Below are 18,542 nucleotides of genomic sequence, written 5' to 3'. Positions count from 1 at the left end.
GTGGCGTCCCTATATTTTTTCGCGTAAATAAGCTATAATAAAGAAATGTGATAGGAGGGAACAATAATGAAGATAGTAGATATGATGAAAATAATTGCTGGTGTTTTCCTTGTTTCAATAGTTTCGGGAATGGCTTTACCTGCACAGGCACTGGCTTATACCTATGTGAGCAAGGAATATGGTTATAGCATAGAATGTCCCGAAAAACCATTGGGAGTTATTCCCCTAGTAGATCCAGAACAAAAAGGCGAAGTACTCGTATTCAAAAATGAAGGATATAATATTTTAAAAGGCTGGATAATTGCTACAAATGCTTTTGATAGCAATCAGGTGCCTGATTTTGATAAAATGACAGCTGAGGATTCGCAAAAATATGCAGCTGGGTTGATTGAAAATAGAGGCTATCAGACAGCCTTATTTATTCCATTGCATGGACATAAAGTATTGTATGCTGTGGGGGCACCAGATGTATATGTGGACTCTAATAAAAACGATAAGACTGATATAAAACAGCAAACCAGTCAGCGTATAGAAACATACATTCCAGGCAAAAAAACGAATTATGTTATTGTGTTTTTCCAGTCAGGGGAAATGAGTAAGCAAGATATAACTGATTACCAAAACGGATTACTGTCTTTTAAGGAAACTGCTGATGTAAAAGCGGTGACTGATGCTGATAAATAGTTAAATGCGTTTTAAAATTTGAAACAGCAATATAGGAATTGATACATCTGCGTATGACAACAGCTGGTATAATTCCGTATATTGCTGTTTTTTTTGCAAATTTATATAATATTTAGTTGTGGACTAACAAAATGGATGCTATAATATTTCATATGAACAAGTATTCATATAATAATATATAACGGGGCGATCAATATGTCAGCAGAGAAAGAAGTGAAAAAAAACTGCTTCATAGATTCTGAAAACGGAGCGGCAGGATGTTCATGCTGTCATCATGACAGTAGGTTCATATATGAAAAGAAATGGTATAAAAATCGTGATTTTTATGAAATTATGCTGGGGACGATAGTATTTGTTACAGCGCAGTGGATAGTTTCGTATAGCTTATTATATCAATTGATTTTATTGATTATGGCATACCTTATACTGGGACGGGAAATATTGTTAGCTGCTGTAACAAATATTTTAAAGGGACACATTTTTGATGAAAATTTTTTAATGAGTATTGCTACACTTGGGGCTTTTGCCATTGGTGAGTATCCTGAAGCTGTCGGTGTGATGTTATTTTTTCGGATTGGGGAATTTTTTGAAGAAAAAGCGGCCAGTAACAGTCGCAAACAGATAATAGCAGCTGTTGATATGCGTCCCGAAACAGTTCTGCTGCTGGATGAAAATGACACTGCAAGGTCAGTGCCGGCTGAGCAGGTTAAACTTGGAGATATTATATTGGTGAGACCCGGTGATCGGATACCACTTGACGGACGCATTGTCGAAGGCAGCAGCCAGATCGATACTTCACCGTTGACCGGTGAAATAAAACCATGGGATGTTTATAGCGGCAAGGATGTTTTGTCAGGCTGTATAAATAAATCGGGAGTAATAAAGATACGGGTTGAGAAGATACTTGAGGACTCAATGGTTTCGAGAATACTGGAGTCTGTGCAGAGTGCGTCCGCTAATAAACCGCGAATTCAGCGTTTTATATCACGTTTTGCCCAGATATATACACCGTTTGTTGTGGGAGCGGCTGTCATGCTGGCAGTAATTCCTTCTTTGATAACCGGACAATGGCATACATATGTATATATTGCCTTGACGTTTTTAGTAATAAGCTGTCCATGTGCGTTGGTACTGAGTGTTCCGCTTGCATTTTTTTCTGGTATAGGGGCGGCATCACGGCAAGGTATTCTATTTAAAGATGGGGCAGCAATAGAGGCTTTATCGCAAGTAAAAACAGCGGCACTGGATAAAACAGGAACAATTACGCAAGGTGTGTTTGCTGTGCAGCAGATACAAACATATAATGGATTTTCATCAGATGAGGTACTGCGACTGGGTGCAGCGGCAGAATATGCGTCGGTGCATCCGCTTGCAGGTTGTATTGTGAAAGCGGCACAACAGCTTCATTTAGCAGAAAAGCGAGCTTCTACAGTGCGGGAAATAGCAGGAAAAGGAGTTGTGGCTGAGGTGGAAAAGAAAGAAATAGTTGCCGGTAATCTGGCGTTGATGAGGGAAAAAGGAATTGATGTTGAAAATGCAGTGGAAGGAACAATAGTTTATTTGGCAGTATCAGGTGTATATGCCGGCTGTATTATTATGGGAGATAAGTTGAAGGATGACGCGGGGGCGGCACTAAAAAAACTGCAGCAGTTATCAGTAACTGCGGTTATGCTTACAGGTGATGCTGAGGAAGGTGCATTATCTGTTGCCGCAAAAGTTGGAATAAAAAAGATATATAGCAAGCTTTTACCAGAAGATAAACTAGCAGCTTTACAAAAAATACGTCATGAAAATGGGAAAGTATTATTTGTTGGCGATGGTATTAATGACGCACCGGTCTTGGCCAATGCAGATGTGGGAGCTGCTATGGGATCAGGGGCGGATGCGGCAATAGAAGCTGCTGATATAGTGTTTATGACTGCAAAAGTAACAGCAATTCCCCAATCAATAATTTTAGCCAGATCAGTGCGCAATATTGCGATTCAGAATGTGATATTTGCACTGGGAATTAAACTGTTAGTAATGCTTTGTGGTATTTTGGGATATGCTTCTTTGTGGAGTGCCGTATTTGCTGATACTGGCGTGGCAATGCTTTGTGTTTTGAATTCAGTACGCATATTATATAAAAAATACATATGAGAAAGTTCTTCAGGTTTTGTGTAAATGTTAAGAGCCAATGTAAAATTTAATAGTGATATTTTAATAGATTGCTGTGTGTATTTTGGTAACTTCTTCATAAATTGTGTAAACCTTCAAGCTGATGTGATATAAAATCATTTTGGAGGTTTTATTTATGAGCAGGAAAAATGAAAGTACCCAAAAAGCAGTAATGCGGGAAATGATGAAAAATTATTTAAAAGATACTAATACCAATGTTCATGATGGTGCAGATGTTAAAAATGTCATGAGGGATAGCGTGAAAACATTTAAACTTGGTTCATATTAAAAAAGGCAAACTTTAATACATCTTAATTAGTACCTGTTTTTTAAGCTAGGTACAGACTTCAGAAAATGTATCAGGTAACAGCCATTGTCGTTTAAGAAACCTTACGGTTTCTACAACAGCTGTTTTATTCTGATTTTCACGCATTTCTGGAGACTGTAACTAATTATGTGTAAATAGGATAAATGAACTATTCCTCCTGGATTGTTGTCAGAATAAATATTAATTCAGGAGGATTTTATTATGGACAGACAAAGGAAACTTTCCTAGAACGTAAAGAATTTTTCCAGAAACTTCTGAGTGCATATCAGCCGGAAGATGCGCAGTATGTTTAGAACATGCTCAAGGATCCCTTCGGAGATACGCTGCAAACCATGCTGGAAGCTGAGATGGATGAGCATCTTGTCTGGCGACCATAGAGATTACCAAGAAGCGGAGCGGCCGCAACCGTGACTGGAATAAAATTATTTCTCAGCTTTGCATTTATTTCGATGACCGTATCGAACCGGATGATTTGGAATAATGGCAAAAAAATAGCTCGGCTGCTGATTGACAACCGAGGCAACAAATGCCATTATGTTGGCATATATTTTTCGTGATTTTTGAATTTCCAGCATTAATCCATGGAGTTTACACAGAATGGGTTACACGCTCCTTAAAATATATTACTATTAAATTTATATTAGCTTTTAGCGTTTACACAAAACTTGGAGAACTCTCGTTAATACTGATACAGCTTTTAAAAGTCAGTTGAATAATATATCCGGATATAATAAATCCTCCAGAATTAATGGTTGTTCTGATATTAATTCTGGAGGAATAGCAAATCTGTTACATGTACATATAATCAAGTGCAGGTTGAGTCCTTTTAGAAGTTGTAGGCAATACCGAAAGTCAATCCATATGAATGAGTCCCTGTATAGTTAATGCTTTGAGTGAAGGAAAGATTATTATAATCATTTAGTAATTCCAGGGAATAATAAAAATATTTGTCATCACTATCATAAGATATATTCCAGGAATCGTTATGATTTTTACCTTTTGAACCATAAGACAAATGGTATTCGTTTAATAATTCTCTTTCAGTATTATAATTTTTCGGTGTCAGGAAAATATAAGCTGTCCGAGGTGTATTTTTTGCAAAATGTTCTGTTTTGCCTTCCTTCGCAAAACAGATTGTATTTGATAATAATAATAAACAGCTTAAAATAATCACAGTTTTTTTTAACACAATATCTGCCGCTTTAATTAAATTTAAATTTATAATCAGTATAAAAGTGTATTCTACAAGTCATGAAGTGATTTTTTATGTACTATTAAAATAAAATGTTTAGTTTTACTTTATACATGATATCAAAAATCATCGGACAACAAAAATAGCTTATCTTTCGATAAGCTATAACCTCTTTACTTATATGGCGGAGAGGGTGGGATTCGAACCCACGGTACGTTGCCGTATCACTGGTTTTCAAGACCAGCTCCTTAAACCACTCGGACACCTCTCCAACGTGACGCTAAATATTATATCAAGTAATAGGATTATTGTCAAATATTATGGAATATTAAATATTAAATTATTGACTTATGGTCTGTCATGGAGTAATATTTTAATGGATTGTTTATTAATATTCAGTATTTGTTTATATCTGTAATACGCTGCCTGATTGACAAGCAGGTATTATGGATATTAATTTTCTAGAGAAGAAAGAGGCGGGAACATGGATGCAGACCATCCGCGACAACGGTTTTGTACAATAAAATATAAAACGACGGAAGTCTGCACGATATTTTTCTGCTGATTTGATAGATTATAGCGGATATAGCTTCTGTTGGAAGGGAGAATTCGCCATAAGTTATGTTAAAAATATATAAATCCCTGGATTCAGGACCATTAAGAGAACTGAGTTTAAAAACTTTGGAAAAGGGCGCATGGATCAATATTGTTGACCCTACGCCGTATGAGTTAAAGGTAGTAAGTAATTTAACGGCAGTAGAACCGGATTTTCTCCGGTCGGCACTTGATGATGAAGAACGTTCTCATATTGACATAGAGGATAATTCTGTCATGGTTCTTACTAATCTGCCTGTTATGCGCGGTCCGGAAATGTATGATACACTGCCATTGGCCATTGTTATAACATCTGAATATATTATAACTGTCTGCTTGGAAGAAACGCCGGTCATCTCTGAGTTTAGTCAGCAAAAGAGCAGTACTTTCCGGACTTTTAAGAAGACACGGTTTTTACTACAGATTTTATATAAATCGGCTACATATTATTTGCGGTACCTTAGGCAAATCGATAAATTATCTGATGAGATTGAACTGAAATTACGTGATTCATTGCGAAATCGTGAAATATTACGACTGTTGGAATTGCAAAAGGGCCTTACATACTTTAATGCATCGCTGAGGTCAAATGCTGCAGTACTGGATAAACTGATGCGGGTGAGGCTTAATCATAGTTTTCAGGAGATAATAAAAGTTTATGAGGAAGATGAAGATTTACTGGAAGATGTAATTATTGAAAATAAACAGGCAAGGGAAATGGGTGATATGTATAGTACCATTTTATCGCGTATGGCTGATACCTTTTCTTCAATAATGTCAAATAATCTTAACCTGGTAATGAAATTTTTAGCGGCTATGACAATTATTCTGGCAATACCGACAGTTATATCCAGCTTTTTTGGAATGAATGTTGCGCTGCCGTTTAGTGATGATCCGTTTGGTGTTATTTATATATCGTTAATTGCTATTTTTATGACCGGTTGCTGCGTGGTATTTTTATGGCGGCGGCATATGTTTTGAAAGGAATAATTTATGCTGACAATGACGGAAGCAGCACTATATAATGGTACTATTTATGGGGATAATATCAATGCGGAATATGTTTATATACCGGCATCTGAAATAGGTATGGAAACGCCCCTGTGTATCTTTGAGAAAAATGGTGAGCGCTTAGATGTGAGTGTAGGTAAAGCCTTGGATATTGTACGCAAACTGAGTCTTAAACCGGTTGTACATCCGCGCTTGGGTGATAGTTCTTGTTGAACAGGAGAATTTTATGGAAGTTATAGCATCATCAGACTTATTACGGGAGTTTACACTTTTTGCTGAAAGGGCAGTTGATAATGATGAAATTTTTGTAGTACAGCGTGCCAATGGTAAAAATGTGGTGTTATTATCGATGGATAAATATAATGATTTTAATAAAGAAATGTTTTTATTAAAAAAAAGCAATGCATCAGAAAAAAGATGATATAAAATCATTTTTAATGCTTGTTTGAAGGATAAATTGCCCGACTGTAATAAAAAATGGAGAGTTTTTTAAGTTTTGTATAAACGTTAAAAGCCAATATAAATATAAAATTTGATAGTAATAGTTAAGAGGTTGCCGCACGTAATCATTTTCATTCATAAATACGCAATATGCCACTTTTTTGATTGCCCTTAGAAGGGGGTGGTGAGTTGCATCTTTATGAGGTTGATGCTGTTTATGCGATAACCTCATTTTTTATTTTACTTTGCAAGTTATGATATAGACAGGATTGAGTCCAAGCATCATGTCATAGTTGCCGGTCTGTTTTAGACGGCTGGCTTGGATAAGAACGGCTTCATAATCATACATATCATTTTGTTTCATGTATTCTATGACAGTGCCGGCATTTTGTAAAGTTATGGCATTGGCAATTATTCTGCCGCCAGGATTAATATGGGCACTGATTACATCAAGAATTTCGATGAGGTTGCCGCCGCTGCCACCGATGAAGACAACATCATAACTGTCAATATTGTTTAGTGCATCTGGTGCAGTTCCGGAAATTACTGATACGCGATCACTTACATTGAACTTTGCTGTGTTTTGTTTTATTAGGTCCAATGCGGCAGGATTTTTTTCTACAGCGTATACATGTCCCTTATTGGCCATCAATGCCGCTTCAATGGAAAATGAACCGGTACCGGCGCCTACATCAAGTACGATGCATTCCGGAGTTATCTGGGCTTTGCATAAAGAAATTATACGGACTTCTTCTTTGGTCATAGGAACATTACCGCGGATGAATAAATTATCGTTTATACCGGGGGTATGTGTCATCCTAACACCACCATTATACAATTATTTACAGCCGGTGCTGCAGTGGCAATAATGAGCGTCGTTTTGACAATTTTTTCATCGGGATATGAAAGACGGTCACCTATATACACTGGAGTGTTTTGCGGCCATCCGGCATCAAGCAGCAGCATTGCGATACGCTGTGAATTATGTTCATCATCAGTCAGCATACCGATAGTTCGTCCGGCTTCATATGATAATGAAGCGTAGTCCGGTAGTCGGCCATGCAGGCTCATTAGGTCAGCATCCTGCCATGGACGGGCAATACGAGAAAAAGCCAGCTGCATTGAACTGATGCCTGGGATGACTTCGAGTTTTTCTGCCGGAAATTCAGCACGCAGGGCAGGTAGTAATGAGTAGTAACCGGGATCACCAGATACCATTACAACAACTTCTTCTGTTGCCGATTTTTCACGAATAAAGGTAATGGCAGCCTGAATGTCGGCTGTTATGGGGGCTGTCAATTGATTCGGAGCCGCATAATCGGACAGAGCCCTTTTACCTCCGACGAGTATTTTTGCGGTGCTTATTTTTTTTAAGGCAATCGGTAGAATGTACTCTTTTGAACCAGGTCCTATACCAACGATAATTATTTTATGTTCCAATGTAATTTCCTGCCTATTCTTTTTGCATTTTCGTCCATTCCTAAAATAGTTCCTTTTAGTGTAGCCATGATAGTACCTACGGTTAAGTCGTTGTATACATGCCGCATGGAACGCTCACTGGCCCGCTGACACAATAAAGGGTAAAGTTTTTCACCTAATTTGTAGTCATTAATGACACTCATAGCTGCCTCTGTGGTTGCACAGGCGAAAATCCTTTTTATTCCAGACTGATCCATACCCAATAAAGCAGAATAAGCGGCAAGGGTCTCCAAGCGGGCATCAGAGACTTTACTGTGAGTATGGAAATTACCTGCTGCCACTTTAACCAGTTTACCAAGATGACCAAGCAATAAAACGTTTTCTAGTTTTTTTTCAGCAGCATATTCCAACATATATCCGATAAAATTACTGGTTTGAACGATGGCTTGTTGAGGTAATCCTAAAGTAACGGCGATATTTTCACCTATTTTTCCAGGAACGAAGATCTGACTGGAATGACCGGCAGCAAAAGCCACATCGATTTGCGGAGTAAGTGAATTTTTAAAAGCTTCCTCAGACATGGGACGAACTATGCCACTGGTGCCAATTATTGATATACCTCCCTCAATGCCCAGAATTGGATTTAGTGTACGTTGTGCCAATTTTTCACCGGCTGGTGCAGATATCGTAATATCGCAGCCTTGCCCGGGGGATAATAATTGCCGGGCGACATTTGTCATCATTTTTCGTGGCCCCGGGTTTATAGAAGGCTGACCAACAGGAACAGACATTCCCTCTTTTGTGACTTTGCCTATGCCTTTTCCTGCAAAAAAGTTTATAGCGCCATTTTTATTGATAGCTACCTGTGTGAAAATGGAGATACCATGTGTTATATCCGGATCATCACCGGCATCTTTTATTACCTCAGCAGTTACTTTTTCCGGCAAAATATATATCTGCTTTATTGGTATATGCAGTTTTTCACCACTTAGTGCATCAATTTCAACTTCTGAAACAATTGACTTGTTTAATAGATAGAAAAGCACGGCCTTGGTTCCTGCAGCGGCACATGAGCCTGTAGTATAACCGTTTTTCATTTTTTTTATCATTGGCTGGATGTTTCCTCATAATAGTTTAGTACTGATTATAGTACATGTAGATTTATAAAATTCAGTAATTAATAGTACTCTAAAAGTGATTCGTTTCGGAGTGAAGGACTGCTGCCATATGTTACCAGATAAATTATAGAACATGACGAAGTAAGGTGCAAGTGATAGAACGCTTCGGTGTTATTGTCAGTATTTTGTTTGCTTACTCTCCTTTTTCTCTATTATCGTTGTCATAATACAAAATTTCAATAATTTTTGACAGGTGACGTTTGTCTTTTTGTGAAATTGGGGAACCATACAAAGTATAATCGGCTTCTCGGATAAAATTAATAAGTTCTGGGGGATTTTCCTTATGCAAGGGATAACTGCTGGCAGACCCACTCAGATATTCAGGGGTGGTATTGAGAATACGACAGATTTTTTCCAGCACTTCGTAAGAAGGACGCACATTTTTTAGTTCATATTTCCCTATGGTAGTTCTGTTGACACCAATCAAATCAGCAAGTTTTTGCTGGCTGATTCTTTGTTTTATGCGGAGTTCTTTTAATCTGCTTCCTAGCATGTGATTCACCTCTAGATTAATTATAAGAGACATATTTTCACGTGTATATGAGAACAAATTCTCTGACAATATTGACAAAGAGAACATATTCTCATATAATTAAATCTGTGGGAACATATTATCTATATAACGAAGGAGCGGGAACATGAATATCATTGAAGAAAAACGATTGAAACTTGGTTTAATACAAAAACAGATAGCGGAAATGATCGGTGTTGATAGAACAACTGTTGGTAAATGGGAATTAGGTATATCAATACCGCGCGTGGAAAAGATATTTGCTCTATCAAAGTTGTTAAGTTGTTCTATTGAAGATATTTTCAGAGGATGAAGCAATCCAATTAGTTTTAGAATTATTTTATTTTAATATGTACATATCAGTTTTATTTTTTTAGATTTATTTTAAAATTATTGATGAAATTCATTAGCATTATAAGTATTGTTATTTTATACTATAATGCTATTTTATAATAAATTCTTATAAATAGTTATATAACGTATGGTTTGACGGCAAATAACAGTGGTAATGATTGCGATAAATGTTTAATTATAAAAAAATGTTTCCTTAATGCCAATATTAGTATATACTATAAATAAATTTTCAAATATCAGCATACACTAAATGGAGGGCTAGTATGAATAAGGAAAAACAGTTGGTACTCTGGTTTGAAACGATTGGCAGGCAGGATGTAGAAATTGTCGGAGGGAAAACAGCTTCTCTGGGAGAATTGACAGGAAAGACGTCAGTGCCTGTCCCTTATGGTTTTGCAGTTACAGCATATGCTTATAGATATTTTATGAAGGAAAGCGGTACGGCAGAAAAAATAACTGCGTTATTAGCCCGGATTACAGATATCGATGATAATCTACAGCTGCAAAAAATCGGTGCGATAATTCGTCATGAGATCATGAATGCCACTATGCCGGACAATTTAATACAGGCTATTAAACAGTCATATCAAATACTGGCAAAAAAAATTGGACAGACGGCTCCTTTTGTGGCTATACGTTCCAGTGCTACGGCAGAAGATTTACCGGATGCCAGTTTTGCCGGACAGCAAGATACTTATTTGAATGTTACCGGTGTGGAAGACGTAATTGCTAAAGTCAAGGAATGCTATGCCTCTACATATACTGATAGAGCTATTTATTATCGTAACAAACAGGGATTTAACCATATGGATGTGGCATTAAGTGCTGTTGTACAACTGATGGTTTTTTCTAAGGCGGCCGGTGTGATGTTTACTATTGATGTTACTAACGGTGATGATACGCATATGATGATTGAAGGATCATGGGGATTGGGAGAATATGTTGTTCAAGGAGTGGTCACACCGGATAGTTATTTGATAAATAAAGAAACAGGACATGTTGATCGTAGAATTATCAATGAAAAAAAGGTAAAATATGTCCGTTTATTGGCAGGCGGCTGTGAGGAAAGAAAAGTTCCCGAAGAATTGGTGAAAAAGTCTGTTTTGACAGAAGAACAGATACAAAAATTAGCTGGTTATGCCATGGCAATCGAAAAACATTATGGTTGTTATATGGACATTGAATGGGCAATTGATGAACAAACAGATAAAATATGGATATTACAGGCCCGTCCGGAAACGGTCTGGTCGCGGAAAAAAGGAAAGAAGGTAATTGATGTCAGTCATTTAACCGATGAATGTAAGATTTTGGTGAAAGGAATGCCGGCAAGCCCCGGGATTGTTTCAGGGCGGGCAAGAGTTATAAATCATCCAAATGAAATAAATCTTTTTAAACCGGGCGAAATATTGGTAACTGAAATGACAGCACCCGATTGGGTACCGGTAATGAAAAAAGCAAAGGGAATAGTAACAGATGCGGGCGGAATGACCTGCCATGCTTCAATAGTCAGCAGGGAATTGGGGATACCGTGTATAGTTGGTACGAAAAGCTGTGGTGATGCAGGGACAACAACTGTGGAAAATGGTATGATGCTGACGGTGGATGCTGTGCACGGAGTCGTTTATGCCGGCACGCCCGCTGAAGTTAAAGATAAATCGTCTGATACTGAAGGAAAACAAGTTCAGCTGCCACAGGAAATAATACCTGTTACCGGTACAAAAATATACATTAATTTAGGTGATCCTGATTTGGCAGAAAAATATAGTCGGTTGCCTTGCGATGGGGTCGGTTTGATGCGGGAAGAGTTTATCTGGACGACATATATTCATGAACATCCGTTGTATATGCTGGGTGATAATAGGGCGCAGGAGGCTGTTGACAAACTGGCTGCGGGAATAGGTAAAGTTTGTCGGGCAATGTTTCCAAGACCTGTAACACTGCGCTTTAGTGACTTTAAATCAAGTGAATATAGGAATTTAAAGGGCGGTGACAAATATGAACCCAGTGAACCGAGCGCGCTGCTGGGATGGCGCGGTGCGTCACGCTATTATGATATTAAGTATACGGAAGCCTTTAAATTAGAGATAAAAGCTGTAAAAAAAGTACGTGAAGAATATCGGCTGAATAATTTAAATGTAATGATTCCATTTTGTCGCTCAATTGATGAGATTCGTAAAGTAACGGAAATTATGGCGGCAGAGGGTTTGCAGCGGCAGGCAGATTTTAAGGTGTGGCTGATGGCAGAGATTCCGGCTAATATTATTCTTGCAGATCAGTTTAATCAATTTGTTGATGGTTATTCCATCGGCTCTAACGACTTAACTATGCTCATATTGGGGTGTGACCGCGATAATGATGCTATTTCCCATATATTTGATGAAAGAAATCTGGCGGTTAAGCGTGCCGTCCGGCATTTAATTGAAACGGCACATAAAGATGGTAAAACAGTTTCGATATGTGGACAGGCACCGAGTGTTTATCTTGATTTTACGGAATTTTTAATTCAAAGTGGTATAGATTCCATTTCAGTAAATCCTGATATGCTAAAAGTCACTAAAAAGAATGCAGCGCAGATTGAGCAGCGCATCATGCTGGATGCAGCTCTGGGGAAAAAGCGAGTGGAAAAAGAAAATTATATATGGTAATGAATGATTATTATAAAACTGTTTTGAATATTTTAATGAATTTTGTTAAATAAAATGAAATATGATGATATAAAGTTTATAATATAATAAATGACTTTGGGGGGAATAGATATTTCACTGACAGAAAGGCAAAAGGCAATTGTTGATATAGCTAAGGAAGAAGGCCCGATTACAGGGGAACAACTGGCAGAACACCTGCATGTTACGCGAGCTGCACTAAGAGCCGATTTGGCTGTTTTGGTTATGAGCGGATTACTCGATTCACGCTCTAAAGTGGGATATTTTTATACCGGCAAAAATTTGCTATCACTTTTTACGGAAGAGTTAAATTCTATGCTTGTGCGTGACATACAGTCTGTACCGGTCGTATTGACAAAAAACGCTATGGCATATGATGCGGTGGTAACGATGTTTGTGGAAGATGTCGGCAGCGTTTTTATTGTCGAAGGACAAGGCAGGCTTATTGGTGTGGTATCGCGAAAAGATTTATTGAAGGCTTCCCTGGGACCAGGAGATGATTTGGCTAAAATACCGGTTCAGATGGTTATGACGCCGTTAACCAAGCTGATTGTCACTGAACCGGGTGAGTCAGTTGTGATGGCTGCCCGCAAAATTATTGATAATGAAATTGATGCCTTGCCGGTTGTAAAAGTTTCGGCCGGCATTGAACGTTCCTATGAAATAGTCGGTCGTCTTACAAAAACAAATTTAGCACGTTTGATAGTAGATTTGTCTGAAGGTAAAAGGGGGTACTCATCATAGCGGGATTACCGGTTATTTATATTGTTGCCGAGTCCTTGGGAGAAACGGCGGAAGCTGTTGTCAGGGCTGCTGCCAGTCAGTTCGACTCGGGAAATTTTGAAGTTGTTCGCGTGCCCTATGTCGATTCACCGGAGCAGATTGATAATACACTTAAAGAAGCGGCAAAACGCTGCGCGTTTATCTGCCACACTCTTATCTCTCCGGAATTAAGGCAGACAATCAGTAAATTAGCTGAGCAGTATAATGTGATTACAGTAGACATTTTAGGACCGATGCTCCAGGCAGTACAAAAGCTTTCCGGAATGCAGCCGAAAAATAAACCAGGATTGACACATTTATTAAATCGGGATTATTATCGGCGTATTGAAGCTATTGAATTTGCTGTGAAATATGATGATGGGAAAAGTGCCTTTGGTCTGTTAAAAGCAGATTTGGTACTTATAGGAGTGTCGCGTACTTCGAAAACACCTTTGAGTATGTACTTAGCACATAAAGGCCTCAAAGTAGCTAACGTACCACTTGTACCAGGTATTGCTCCGCCGGAAGAGTTGTTTCACATACCAGCGGAGAAAATAGTAGGACTTATTGTCGATCCGGCAAAGCTTAATGAGATTCGTACGGAAAGGCTTAAGGCGATTGGCCTGATGCCGGATGCCAGCTATGCCAAACTAGACTGTATTTCTGAAGAAATAGAGTATTCAAAGACTATTATGCGGCAGCTGCAATGTACAGTAATAAATGTTTCCAATCGTGCTATTGAGGAAACGGCGCATATGATACTCGAGTATCATGCCGGATTTGTCGGAGATATCACATGACGGAATCACCATATATAAAAAAACTTCACGGCATACCGTGAAGTTTTTTTATTGAGAATATTATATAGTATGTTATTGACAGGGGAGGTCCGGGAAAATTAATATTTAGGAAATCAGCAAAATGTATAAAATAATAAAGGATGTCCTGCGTTATTATAGCGCATTGGGTGCATTCCACCGGTTCTGCACAGGACAAGGTATAAGAAATTTTGATTAAACCAGCCCGCAGGAACTTATTCATTGAAGGAGGCAGTCCGGCCTTTCGGTCGGGATATTGACGGAATAGCGCGGCTAAATTCATGTTGCCGCTTATACCGTAAAAGCAGTCATAATATAGTAGTCTCATTTGTAATTTTCCGGATTATATTTTCATTATAATAGCTGTTGCCGGCAGCTGCTGTGGGAGACACACTTTAATTGGAATGGTGGGCGGCAGTGCTTTTTAGAGTCGGTAAAACGTCAGGCTGGGTCTGCCGATTCGAAAACAGCGGCCACTTCTTTGAGCCAGCTGGTGATTTCGATGTGTTGCGGGCACATTTTTTCGCATTGCCGGCAGTCGATGCAGTCGGAGGCCTTGCCGAAGGTTTTGGTATAATTATTGTAATATACGGATTCGATGCTGAATGCAGGCTTGTTCGGCATCATGGAATGTTGCTTCCTGGTGTTGTACAGCGCAAAATAATTGGGGATGGCAATATTTTTTGGACAGCCTCTCACACAGTACTGGCAGGCTGTGCAGGGAATGGCAATAGATTTGTTGATGATATTGACGGCTTCATTTATTACATGGTATTCTTCAGCTGATATTGGCTGGAAGTCCTGCATATAACTAACATTGTCTTTGAGTTGTTCCAGACTTGACATGCCGGAAAGCACCATTATGACACCCTGTAGGCTTGCCGCATAGCGGATTGCCCAGGAAGGCGCCGACAGTTCCGGACGGTGCCGCCGGAACAGCTCTGCTGCTTTTTCTGGTATATTTGCCAGCATACCGCCCTTTACAGGTTCCATGACAACAATTGGTTTGTTGTGTTTTTTGGCCGTTTCATAGCATTTTCGTGATTGAATGCTTTCGTTTTCCCAATCCAGATAATTTATCTGCAGTTGAACAAAGTCAATTTCCGGATGTGCCGTTAAGATTTCATCCAGCAAAACCGCTCTGTCGTGAAATGAAAAGCCGATATTTTTAACCTTGCCGGCCTTTTTCTTTTCAGTGATAAATTCGAAGCTGTTAAATTTCTGAGCTGTTTTATAATTTTCAATTCCCAGGTTATGCAAAAGGTAATAATCAAAATACTCAACACCGCATTTATTCAATTGTTCATTGAAAATACGCTCCTGATCATCAGGGACCTTGAGCATCATCGTCGGCAGCTTCGTCGCCAATGTGAAGCTGCTGCGGCTGTGGCGCTTTACAAGCGCTTCACGCACGGCTGTTTCACTTTGAAAGGCATGATACATCCATGCTGTATCGAAGTAGGTGAAACCCTTCTCCAAAAATAAATCGACCATTTTTTCAATTTGATTCATATCGAAACTTGTCGGTTCGTTTTGGTTCTTCAGTGGCAGACGCATAAAGCCGAAACCAAGTTTTTTTGCAGTCATGTTTATTTCCTCCAATTTGTATTGACCTGCCATGTTTCAATGTTTGCAAGCTGCCGTTAGGGCGGGTATATTCCTGGCAGCTTCTGAAATAAAATAGCAATAAATCTATTACAAATTAATTCTATCACTTAGAGTTAACACCATGTCAATAAAAATATATCTGAAAAATGAATATGAAATAAGTACAACATAAATAGACAGCGCATCAAATGGGTGCGCTTGTCTATTTATGTTGTAATGTTCCGGTCTTATTCATATTATCCAGTAATTGTCGTTAAAAAGTATATGACGCCATTTGGTACAGTCTATCCATTTATTCCAAAAGTCGGCATTTTTTTTATTAATCTGATATTCACTGTAAAAGCGTTTAAAATCGTACTGACTGTGTACATTGATGGCAAAGCCGCGGCTGTCCAGGAGTGGTATATTATACAGTTCATCATAACTATAATGATCGATGGCGAGGATAGCTTTGATTTTATCGCGGCGGACCTGTATAACCGCTTTTTCGGGAAGAGCAATTATATCAACTGTGGATGGATACCTATAAGTTTTTCCCTTAAGCGGTAGTTTATCGTCAAGTGTAAATACGGCATGTTCTTTTGTTGTTCGGGCAAGCTTCATATCACGCATATTATAATAATATTCATCAAATAAGTCGGCGGATATTTTGATATCATTATAAATAAAATTATAATTTGACAAGTCTGCAGTCTGCAAATCTTTGATGACGCCGCAGGCAGCGGTCATATTACTGAGTCGATCGACAAGAATAAAACTACCCAGAACGGGATAAACAGTAAATAAAGCAGCAACAGTTTTATTTGACAAAAGAATGTCACAGCTGGCTAATTCATTCTTATTCAGCAGAGAGACTGATTGTCGGGAACCATCGTTTACATCTGTTTGATAATTTATTCGCTTGATTACGGCAAGTGCAGTGCTGGTGCCAAGTTGAAAAATATATTCATGATCGAGCCGCAGTGGTTCATCATCCATCCATAAGATGTCGGCAGTCAGCAATTTAGTGAGCGATGCTGATAAATTTTTGCTGATTATACAGCCGCGAGATATATCTATTTCACGGGAAAGCGCTATGGTGACAGCCTGGCCGGCAACAGCATGATCGGTTAGAGTGCCGGCGCTGTAAATAGCGCGGACAGCGGCCGTTTCACCGCTTGGCAGAATAGTTACTTGGTCGCCATCATATAGTTCGCCGCTTTCACATTGTCCTTGAAATCCGCGAAAAGTTCGATCCGGGCGGCATACTCTTTGCACTGGCATATAAAAATCGGCAGATACGGTTTCATTAATTTTTATATTTTCTAGCTCGCTTAACAGCGGCTGTCCGCTATACCATGGCATATTGGTTGATTTTGTTGTTACATTGTCGCCTTCGGTTGCCGATAATGGAATAATAGTGATGTTATTTAAACCTATTTGAGTGACAAGTTCATTTATTTGTTGAAGTATTTTTTTAAATTTAGCTTCATCGTAATCAATGATATCCATTTTGTTTACGGCAAAGATAAAGTGCTTTATTCCCATGAGATGGCAGATGCGGGCATGACGACGAGTTTGAACCAACACTCCTTTTGACGCATCTATCAGTATGACTGCAAGCTCGGCAAAAGATGCGCCGACCGCCATATTACGGGTATATTCCTCGTGACCTGGAGTGTCGGCAACGATGAAGCTGCGTTGATTTGTGGTAAAATAACGATACGCAACGTCAATAGTGATGCCCTGCTCGTGCTCTGCCAGAAGGCCATCAAGCAATAATGCATAATCAAGCTTGCCACCGCGGCTGCCGGCCTGACTTTCCAGTTCGAGAGTTTTTTCCTGGTCGGCATATAATAGCTTTGCATCGTATAGAATATGACCTATCAAGGTTGATTTTCCATCATCAACACTACCGCATGTTATAAATTTCAATAATCCGCTCATTAGAAATATCCTTCTCTCTTGCGCCGTTCCATACTACCAATGGAATCCTTATCGATAGCCCGGCTGGCACGTTCCGAAGTGACAGCCTGCAATGTTTCGGTGATTATTTTGTCAAGTGTATCAGCTTCGGAAACGAATCCGCCGGTCAATGGATAACACCCCAGGGTGCGAAACCGAACTTTTTCCTGGGTTATTTTTTCACCGGGACGAAGTTTCAGGCGATCGTCATCAACCATTATAATCATGCCGTCGCGTCGTATAATGGGACGGACTTTGGCAAAATACAGCGGAACAATCTCAATGTTTTCCCGTTTTATATATTGCCATATGTCTTTTTCGGTCCAGTTTGATATGGGAAAAATGCGCATACTTTCTCCTTTTTTTATGCGCGGATTATAGAGCTTCCACATTTCCGGCCTTTGGTTTTTGGGATCCCAGATCTGTGCTTCGTTACGAAAAGAAAAGATTCTTTCCTTAGCACGGGATTTTTCCTCGTCACGTCGTCCACCGCCAAATGCAGCAGTGAATTGGTATTTTTTCAGAGCCTGTTTCAATGCCTGTGTTTTCATAATATCGGTATAAGCAGCTCCGTGGTCAAATGGATTGATGCCGCGCTTCACACCATCCTGGTTAGTGTATGCGAGCATAGTCAGATGATGCTTCTTGGCAATTCTGTCACGGAAGGCGATCATATCATGAAATTTCCAGGTTGTGTCGATGTGTAAAAAAGGAAAAGGCGGTTGTTCGGGATAGAAGGCTTTTAATGCCAAATGCAGCATTACGGAACTGTCTTTACCAATAGAATAAAGCATCACCGGTTTTTCGCAGACGGCAGCGACTTCTCGTATTATGTAAATAGATTCTGCTTCGAGTTTATCTAAATGAGAAAGCATAAT

At 39.1% G+C, this 18,542-nt stretch carries 18 protein-coding genes and 1 tRNA gene; 10 read left to right on the top strand and 9 right to left on the bottom strand.

Annotation, left to right across the window (positions count from 1 at the left end):
- Positions 1 to 66 precede the first annotated feature (66 nt).
- From F8M42_RS12360 to F8M42_RS12350, 3 genes are all read left to right on the top strand, one after another.
- Positions 67 to 684, top strand: a complete 618-nt coding sequence (locus tag F8M42_RS12360; protein WP_182187019.1) for a hypothetical protein — start codon at positions 67 to 69, stop codon at positions 682 to 684.
- A 195-nt stretch (positions 685 to 879) separates the two neighbouring features.
- Positions 880 to 2,823, top strand: coding sequence for a heavy metal translocating P-type ATPase (locus tag F8M42_RS12355; RefSeq protein ID WP_182187017.1), 1,944 nt, complete (start codon positions 880 to 882; stop codon positions 2,821 to 2,823).
- Between the two features lie 154 nt (positions 2,824 to 2,977).
- Positions 2,978 to 3,130 carry a hypothetical protein gene (locus F8M42_RS12350; protein WP_182187016.1) on the top strand — a complete coding sequence of 51 codons (153 nt, stop codon included), beginning with the start codon at positions 2,978 to 2,980 and terminating at the stop codon, positions 3,128 to 3,130.
- 865 nt (positions 3,131 to 3,995) lie between these two features.
- Here F8M42_RS12350 and F8M42_RS12345 read toward each other — a convergent pair.
- Entirely contained in the window at positions 3,996 to 4,358 is a 363-nt protein-coding gene (locus F8M42_RS12345; RefSeq protein WP_182187015.1) for a hypothetical protein, read from the bottom strand.
- Between the two features lie 185 nt (positions 4,359 to 4,543).
- Positions 4,544 to 4,632: transfer RNA gene (locus F8M42_RS12340), tRNA-Ser, on the bottom strand.
- Positions 4,633 to 4,982: 350 nt separating this feature from the next.
- On the opposite strand from F8M42_RS12340, the gene F8M42_RS12335 reads away from it, so the two are divergent.
- Genes F8M42_RS12335 through F8M42_RS12325 form a run of 3 tightly spaced genes read left to right on the top strand, consistent with a single transcriptional unit; the run spans position 4,983 to position 6,387 of the window.
- Positions 4,983 to 5,936 carry a magnesium transporter CorA family protein gene (locus F8M42_RS12335; protein WP_182187014.1) on the top strand — a complete coding sequence of 318 codons (954 nt, stop codon included), beginning with the start codon at positions 4,983 to 4,985 and terminating at the stop codon, positions 5,934 to 5,936.
- 12 nt (positions 5,937 to 5,948) lie between these two features.
- A complete protein-coding gene (locus F8M42_RS12330; protein ID WP_182187012.1) occupies positions 5,949 to 6,179 on the top strand; it encodes a hypothetical protein in 231 nt (76 codons plus the stop codon).
- A gap of 13 nt (positions 6,180 to 6,192) precedes the next feature.
- Complete coding sequence (locus tag F8M42_RS12325) at positions 6,193 to 6,387, top strand: type II toxin-antitoxin system Phd/YefM family antitoxin (RefSeq protein ID WP_182187010.1); 195 nt, start codon at positions 6,193 to 6,195, stop codon at positions 6,385 to 6,387.
- 255 nt (positions 6,388 to 6,642) lie between these two features.
- On the opposite strand, the gene cbiT is transcribed toward F8M42_RS12325, so the two are convergent.
- The 4 genes from cbiT to F8M42_RS12305 form a co-directional block, all read right to left on the bottom strand.
- Positions 6,643 to 7,224 (bottom strand): precorrin-6Y C5,15-methyltransferase (decarboxylating) subunit CbiT, encoded by a 582-nt coding sequence (cbiT, locus tag F8M42_RS12320; protein ID WP_182187008.1) that lies wholly within the window; start codon positions 7,222 to 7,224, stop codon positions 6,643 to 6,645.
- Entirely contained in the window at positions 7,221 to 7,847 is a 627-nt protein-coding gene (cbiE, locus tag F8M42_RS12315; protein WP_182187006.1) for a precorrin-6y C5,15-methyltransferase (decarboxylating) subunit CbiE, read from the bottom strand. Before cbiE ends, cbiT begins: the two co-directional genes overlap by 4 nt.
- A complete protein-coding gene (gene cbiD / locus F8M42_RS12310) occupies positions 7,832 to 8,935 on the bottom strand; it encodes a cobalt-precorrin-5B (C(1))-methyltransferase CbiD (protein ID WP_182187004.1) in 1,104 nt (367 codons plus the stop codon). Before cbiD ends, cbiE begins: the two co-directional genes overlap by 16 nt.
- Before the next feature lie 202 nt (positions 8,936 to 9,137).
- Positions 9,138 to 9,497, bottom strand: a complete 360-nt coding sequence (locus F8M42_RS12305; protein ID WP_182187002.1) for a helix-turn-helix domain-containing protein — start codon at positions 9,495 to 9,497, stop codon at positions 9,138 to 9,140.
- Between the two features lie 145 nt (positions 9,498 to 9,642).
- Between F8M42_RS12305 and F8M42_RS12300 the strand changes: the two genes are divergently transcribed.
- From F8M42_RS12300 to F8M42_RS12285, 4 genes are all read left to right on the top strand, one after another.
- Positions 9,643 to 9,828, top strand: coding sequence for a helix-turn-helix transcriptional regulator (locus F8M42_RS12300; protein WP_182187000.1), 186 nt, complete (start codon positions 9,643 to 9,645; stop codon positions 9,826 to 9,828).
- 304 nt (positions 9,829 to 10,132) lie between these two features.
- On the top strand, positions 10,133 to 12,514 hold the full coding sequence (gene ppsA / locus F8M42_RS12295; RefSeq protein WP_182186998.1) for a phosphoenolpyruvate synthase: 2,382 nt from the start codon (positions 10,133 to 10,135) through the stop codon (positions 12,512 to 12,514).
- A gap of 90 nt (positions 12,515 to 12,604) precedes the next feature.
- Complete coding sequence (locus F8M42_RS12290; RefSeq protein ID WP_182186996.1) at positions 12,605 to 13,276, top strand: helix-turn-helix transcriptional regulator; 672 nt, start codon at positions 12,605 to 12,607, stop codon at positions 13,274 to 13,276.
- Positions 13,277 to 13,311: 35 nt separating this feature from the next.
- Entirely contained in the window at positions 13,312 to 14,094 is a 783-nt protein-coding gene (locus F8M42_RS12285) for a pyruvate, water dikinase regulatory protein (RefSeq protein WP_229711353.1), read from the top strand.
- A 459-nt stretch (positions 14,095 to 14,553) separates the two neighbouring features.
- On the opposite strand, the gene F8M42_RS12280 is transcribed toward F8M42_RS12285, so the two are convergent.
- The 3 genes from F8M42_RS12280 to cysD all read right to left on the bottom strand — a co-directional run bounded on the left by F8M42_RS12280 (position 14,554) and on the right by cysD (position 18,539).
- Entirely contained in the window at positions 14,554 to 15,699 is a 1,146-nt protein-coding gene (locus F8M42_RS12280) for an aldo/keto reductase (protein WP_182186994.1), read from the bottom strand.
- A 252-nt stretch (positions 15,700 to 15,951) separates the two neighbouring features.
- Entirely contained in the window at positions 15,952 to 17,646 is a 1,695-nt protein-coding gene (locus F8M42_RS12275) for a sulfate adenylyltransferase subunit 1 (RefSeq protein ID WP_182186992.1), read from the bottom strand.
- A complete protein-coding gene (cysD, locus tag F8M42_RS12270) occupies positions 17,646 to 18,539 on the bottom strand; it encodes a sulfate adenylyltransferase subunit CysD (RefSeq protein ID WP_229711352.1) in 894 nt (297 codons plus the stop codon). The genes F8M42_RS12275 and cysD overlap by 1 nt, the downstream gene beginning before the upstream one ends.
- Between the last annotated feature and the right edge of the window lie 3 nt (positions 18,540 to 18,542).

Source organism: Pectinatus frisingensis, assembly GCF_014076555.1.
Taxonomy (GTDB): Bacteria; Bacillota; Negativicutes; order Selenomonadales; family Selenomonadaceae; genus Pectinatus; species Pectinatus frisingensis.
Note: the sequence above shows the minus strand (reverse complement) of the source record. Positions and strands in the feature narration are given on the sequence as shown.

What these genes read in the sequence shown, in the direction of transcription:
- F8M42_RS12360 (WP_182187019.1), top strand. Translation starts at nt 67, where the DNA reads ATGAAGATAGTAGATATGATGAAAATAATTGCTGGTGTTTTCCTTGTT.
- F8M42_RS12355 (WP_182187017.1), top strand. Translation starts at nt 880, where the DNA reads ATGTCAGCAGAGAAAGAAGTGAAAAAAAACTGCTTCATAGATTCTGAA.
- F8M42_RS12350 (WP_182187016.1), top strand. Translation starts at nt 2,978, where the DNA reads ATGAGCAGGAAAAATGAAAGTACCCAAAAAGCAGTAATGCGGGAAATG.
- F8M42_RS12335 (WP_182187014.1), top strand. Translation starts at nt 4,983, where the DNA reads ATGTTAAAAATATATAAATCCCTGGATTCAGGACCATTAAGAGAACTG.
- F8M42_RS12330 (WP_182187012.1), top strand. Translation starts at nt 5,949, where the DNA reads ATGCTGACAATGACGGAAGCAGCACTATATAATGGTACTATTTATGGG.
- F8M42_RS12325 (WP_182187010.1), top strand. Translation starts at nt 6,193, where the DNA reads ATGGAAGTTATAGCATCATCAGACTTATTACGGGAGTTTACACTTTTT.
- cbiT (WP_182187008.1), bottom strand. Translation starts at nt 7,224, where the DNA reads ATGACACATACCCCCGGTATAAACGATAATTTATTCATCCGCGGTAAT.
- cbiD (WP_182187004.1), bottom strand. Translation starts at nt 8,935, where the DNA reads ATGATAAAAAAAATGAAAAACGGTTATACTACAGGCTCATGTGCCGCT.
- F8M42_RS12305 (WP_182187002.1), bottom strand. Translation starts at nt 9,497, where the DNA reads ATGCTAGGAAGCAGATTAAAAGAACTCCGCATAAAACAAAGAATCAGC.
- F8M42_RS12300 (WP_182187000.1), top strand. Translation starts at nt 9,643, where the DNA reads ATGAATATCATTGAAGAAAAACGATTGAAACTTGGTTTAATACAAAAA.
- ppsA (WP_182186998.1), top strand. Translation starts at nt 10,133, where the DNA reads ATGAATAAGGAAAAACAGTTGGTACTCTGGTTTGAAACGATTGGCAGG.
- F8M42_RS12290 (WP_182186996.1), top strand. Translation starts at nt 12,605, where the DNA reads ATGACTTTGGGGGGAATAGATATTTCACTGACAGAAAGGCAAAAGGCA.
- F8M42_RS12280 (WP_182186994.1), bottom strand. Translation starts at nt 15,699, where the DNA reads ATGACTGCAAAAAAACTTGGTTTCGGCTTTATGCGTCTGCCACTGAAG.
- F8M42_RS12275 (WP_182186992.1), bottom strand. Translation starts at nt 17,646, where the DNA reads ATGAGCGGATTATTGAAATTTATAACATGCGGTAGTGTTGATGATGGA.
- cysD (WP_229711352.1), bottom strand. Translation starts at nt 18,539, where the DNA reads ATGCTTTCTCATTTAGATAAACTCGAAGCAGAATCTATTTACATAATA.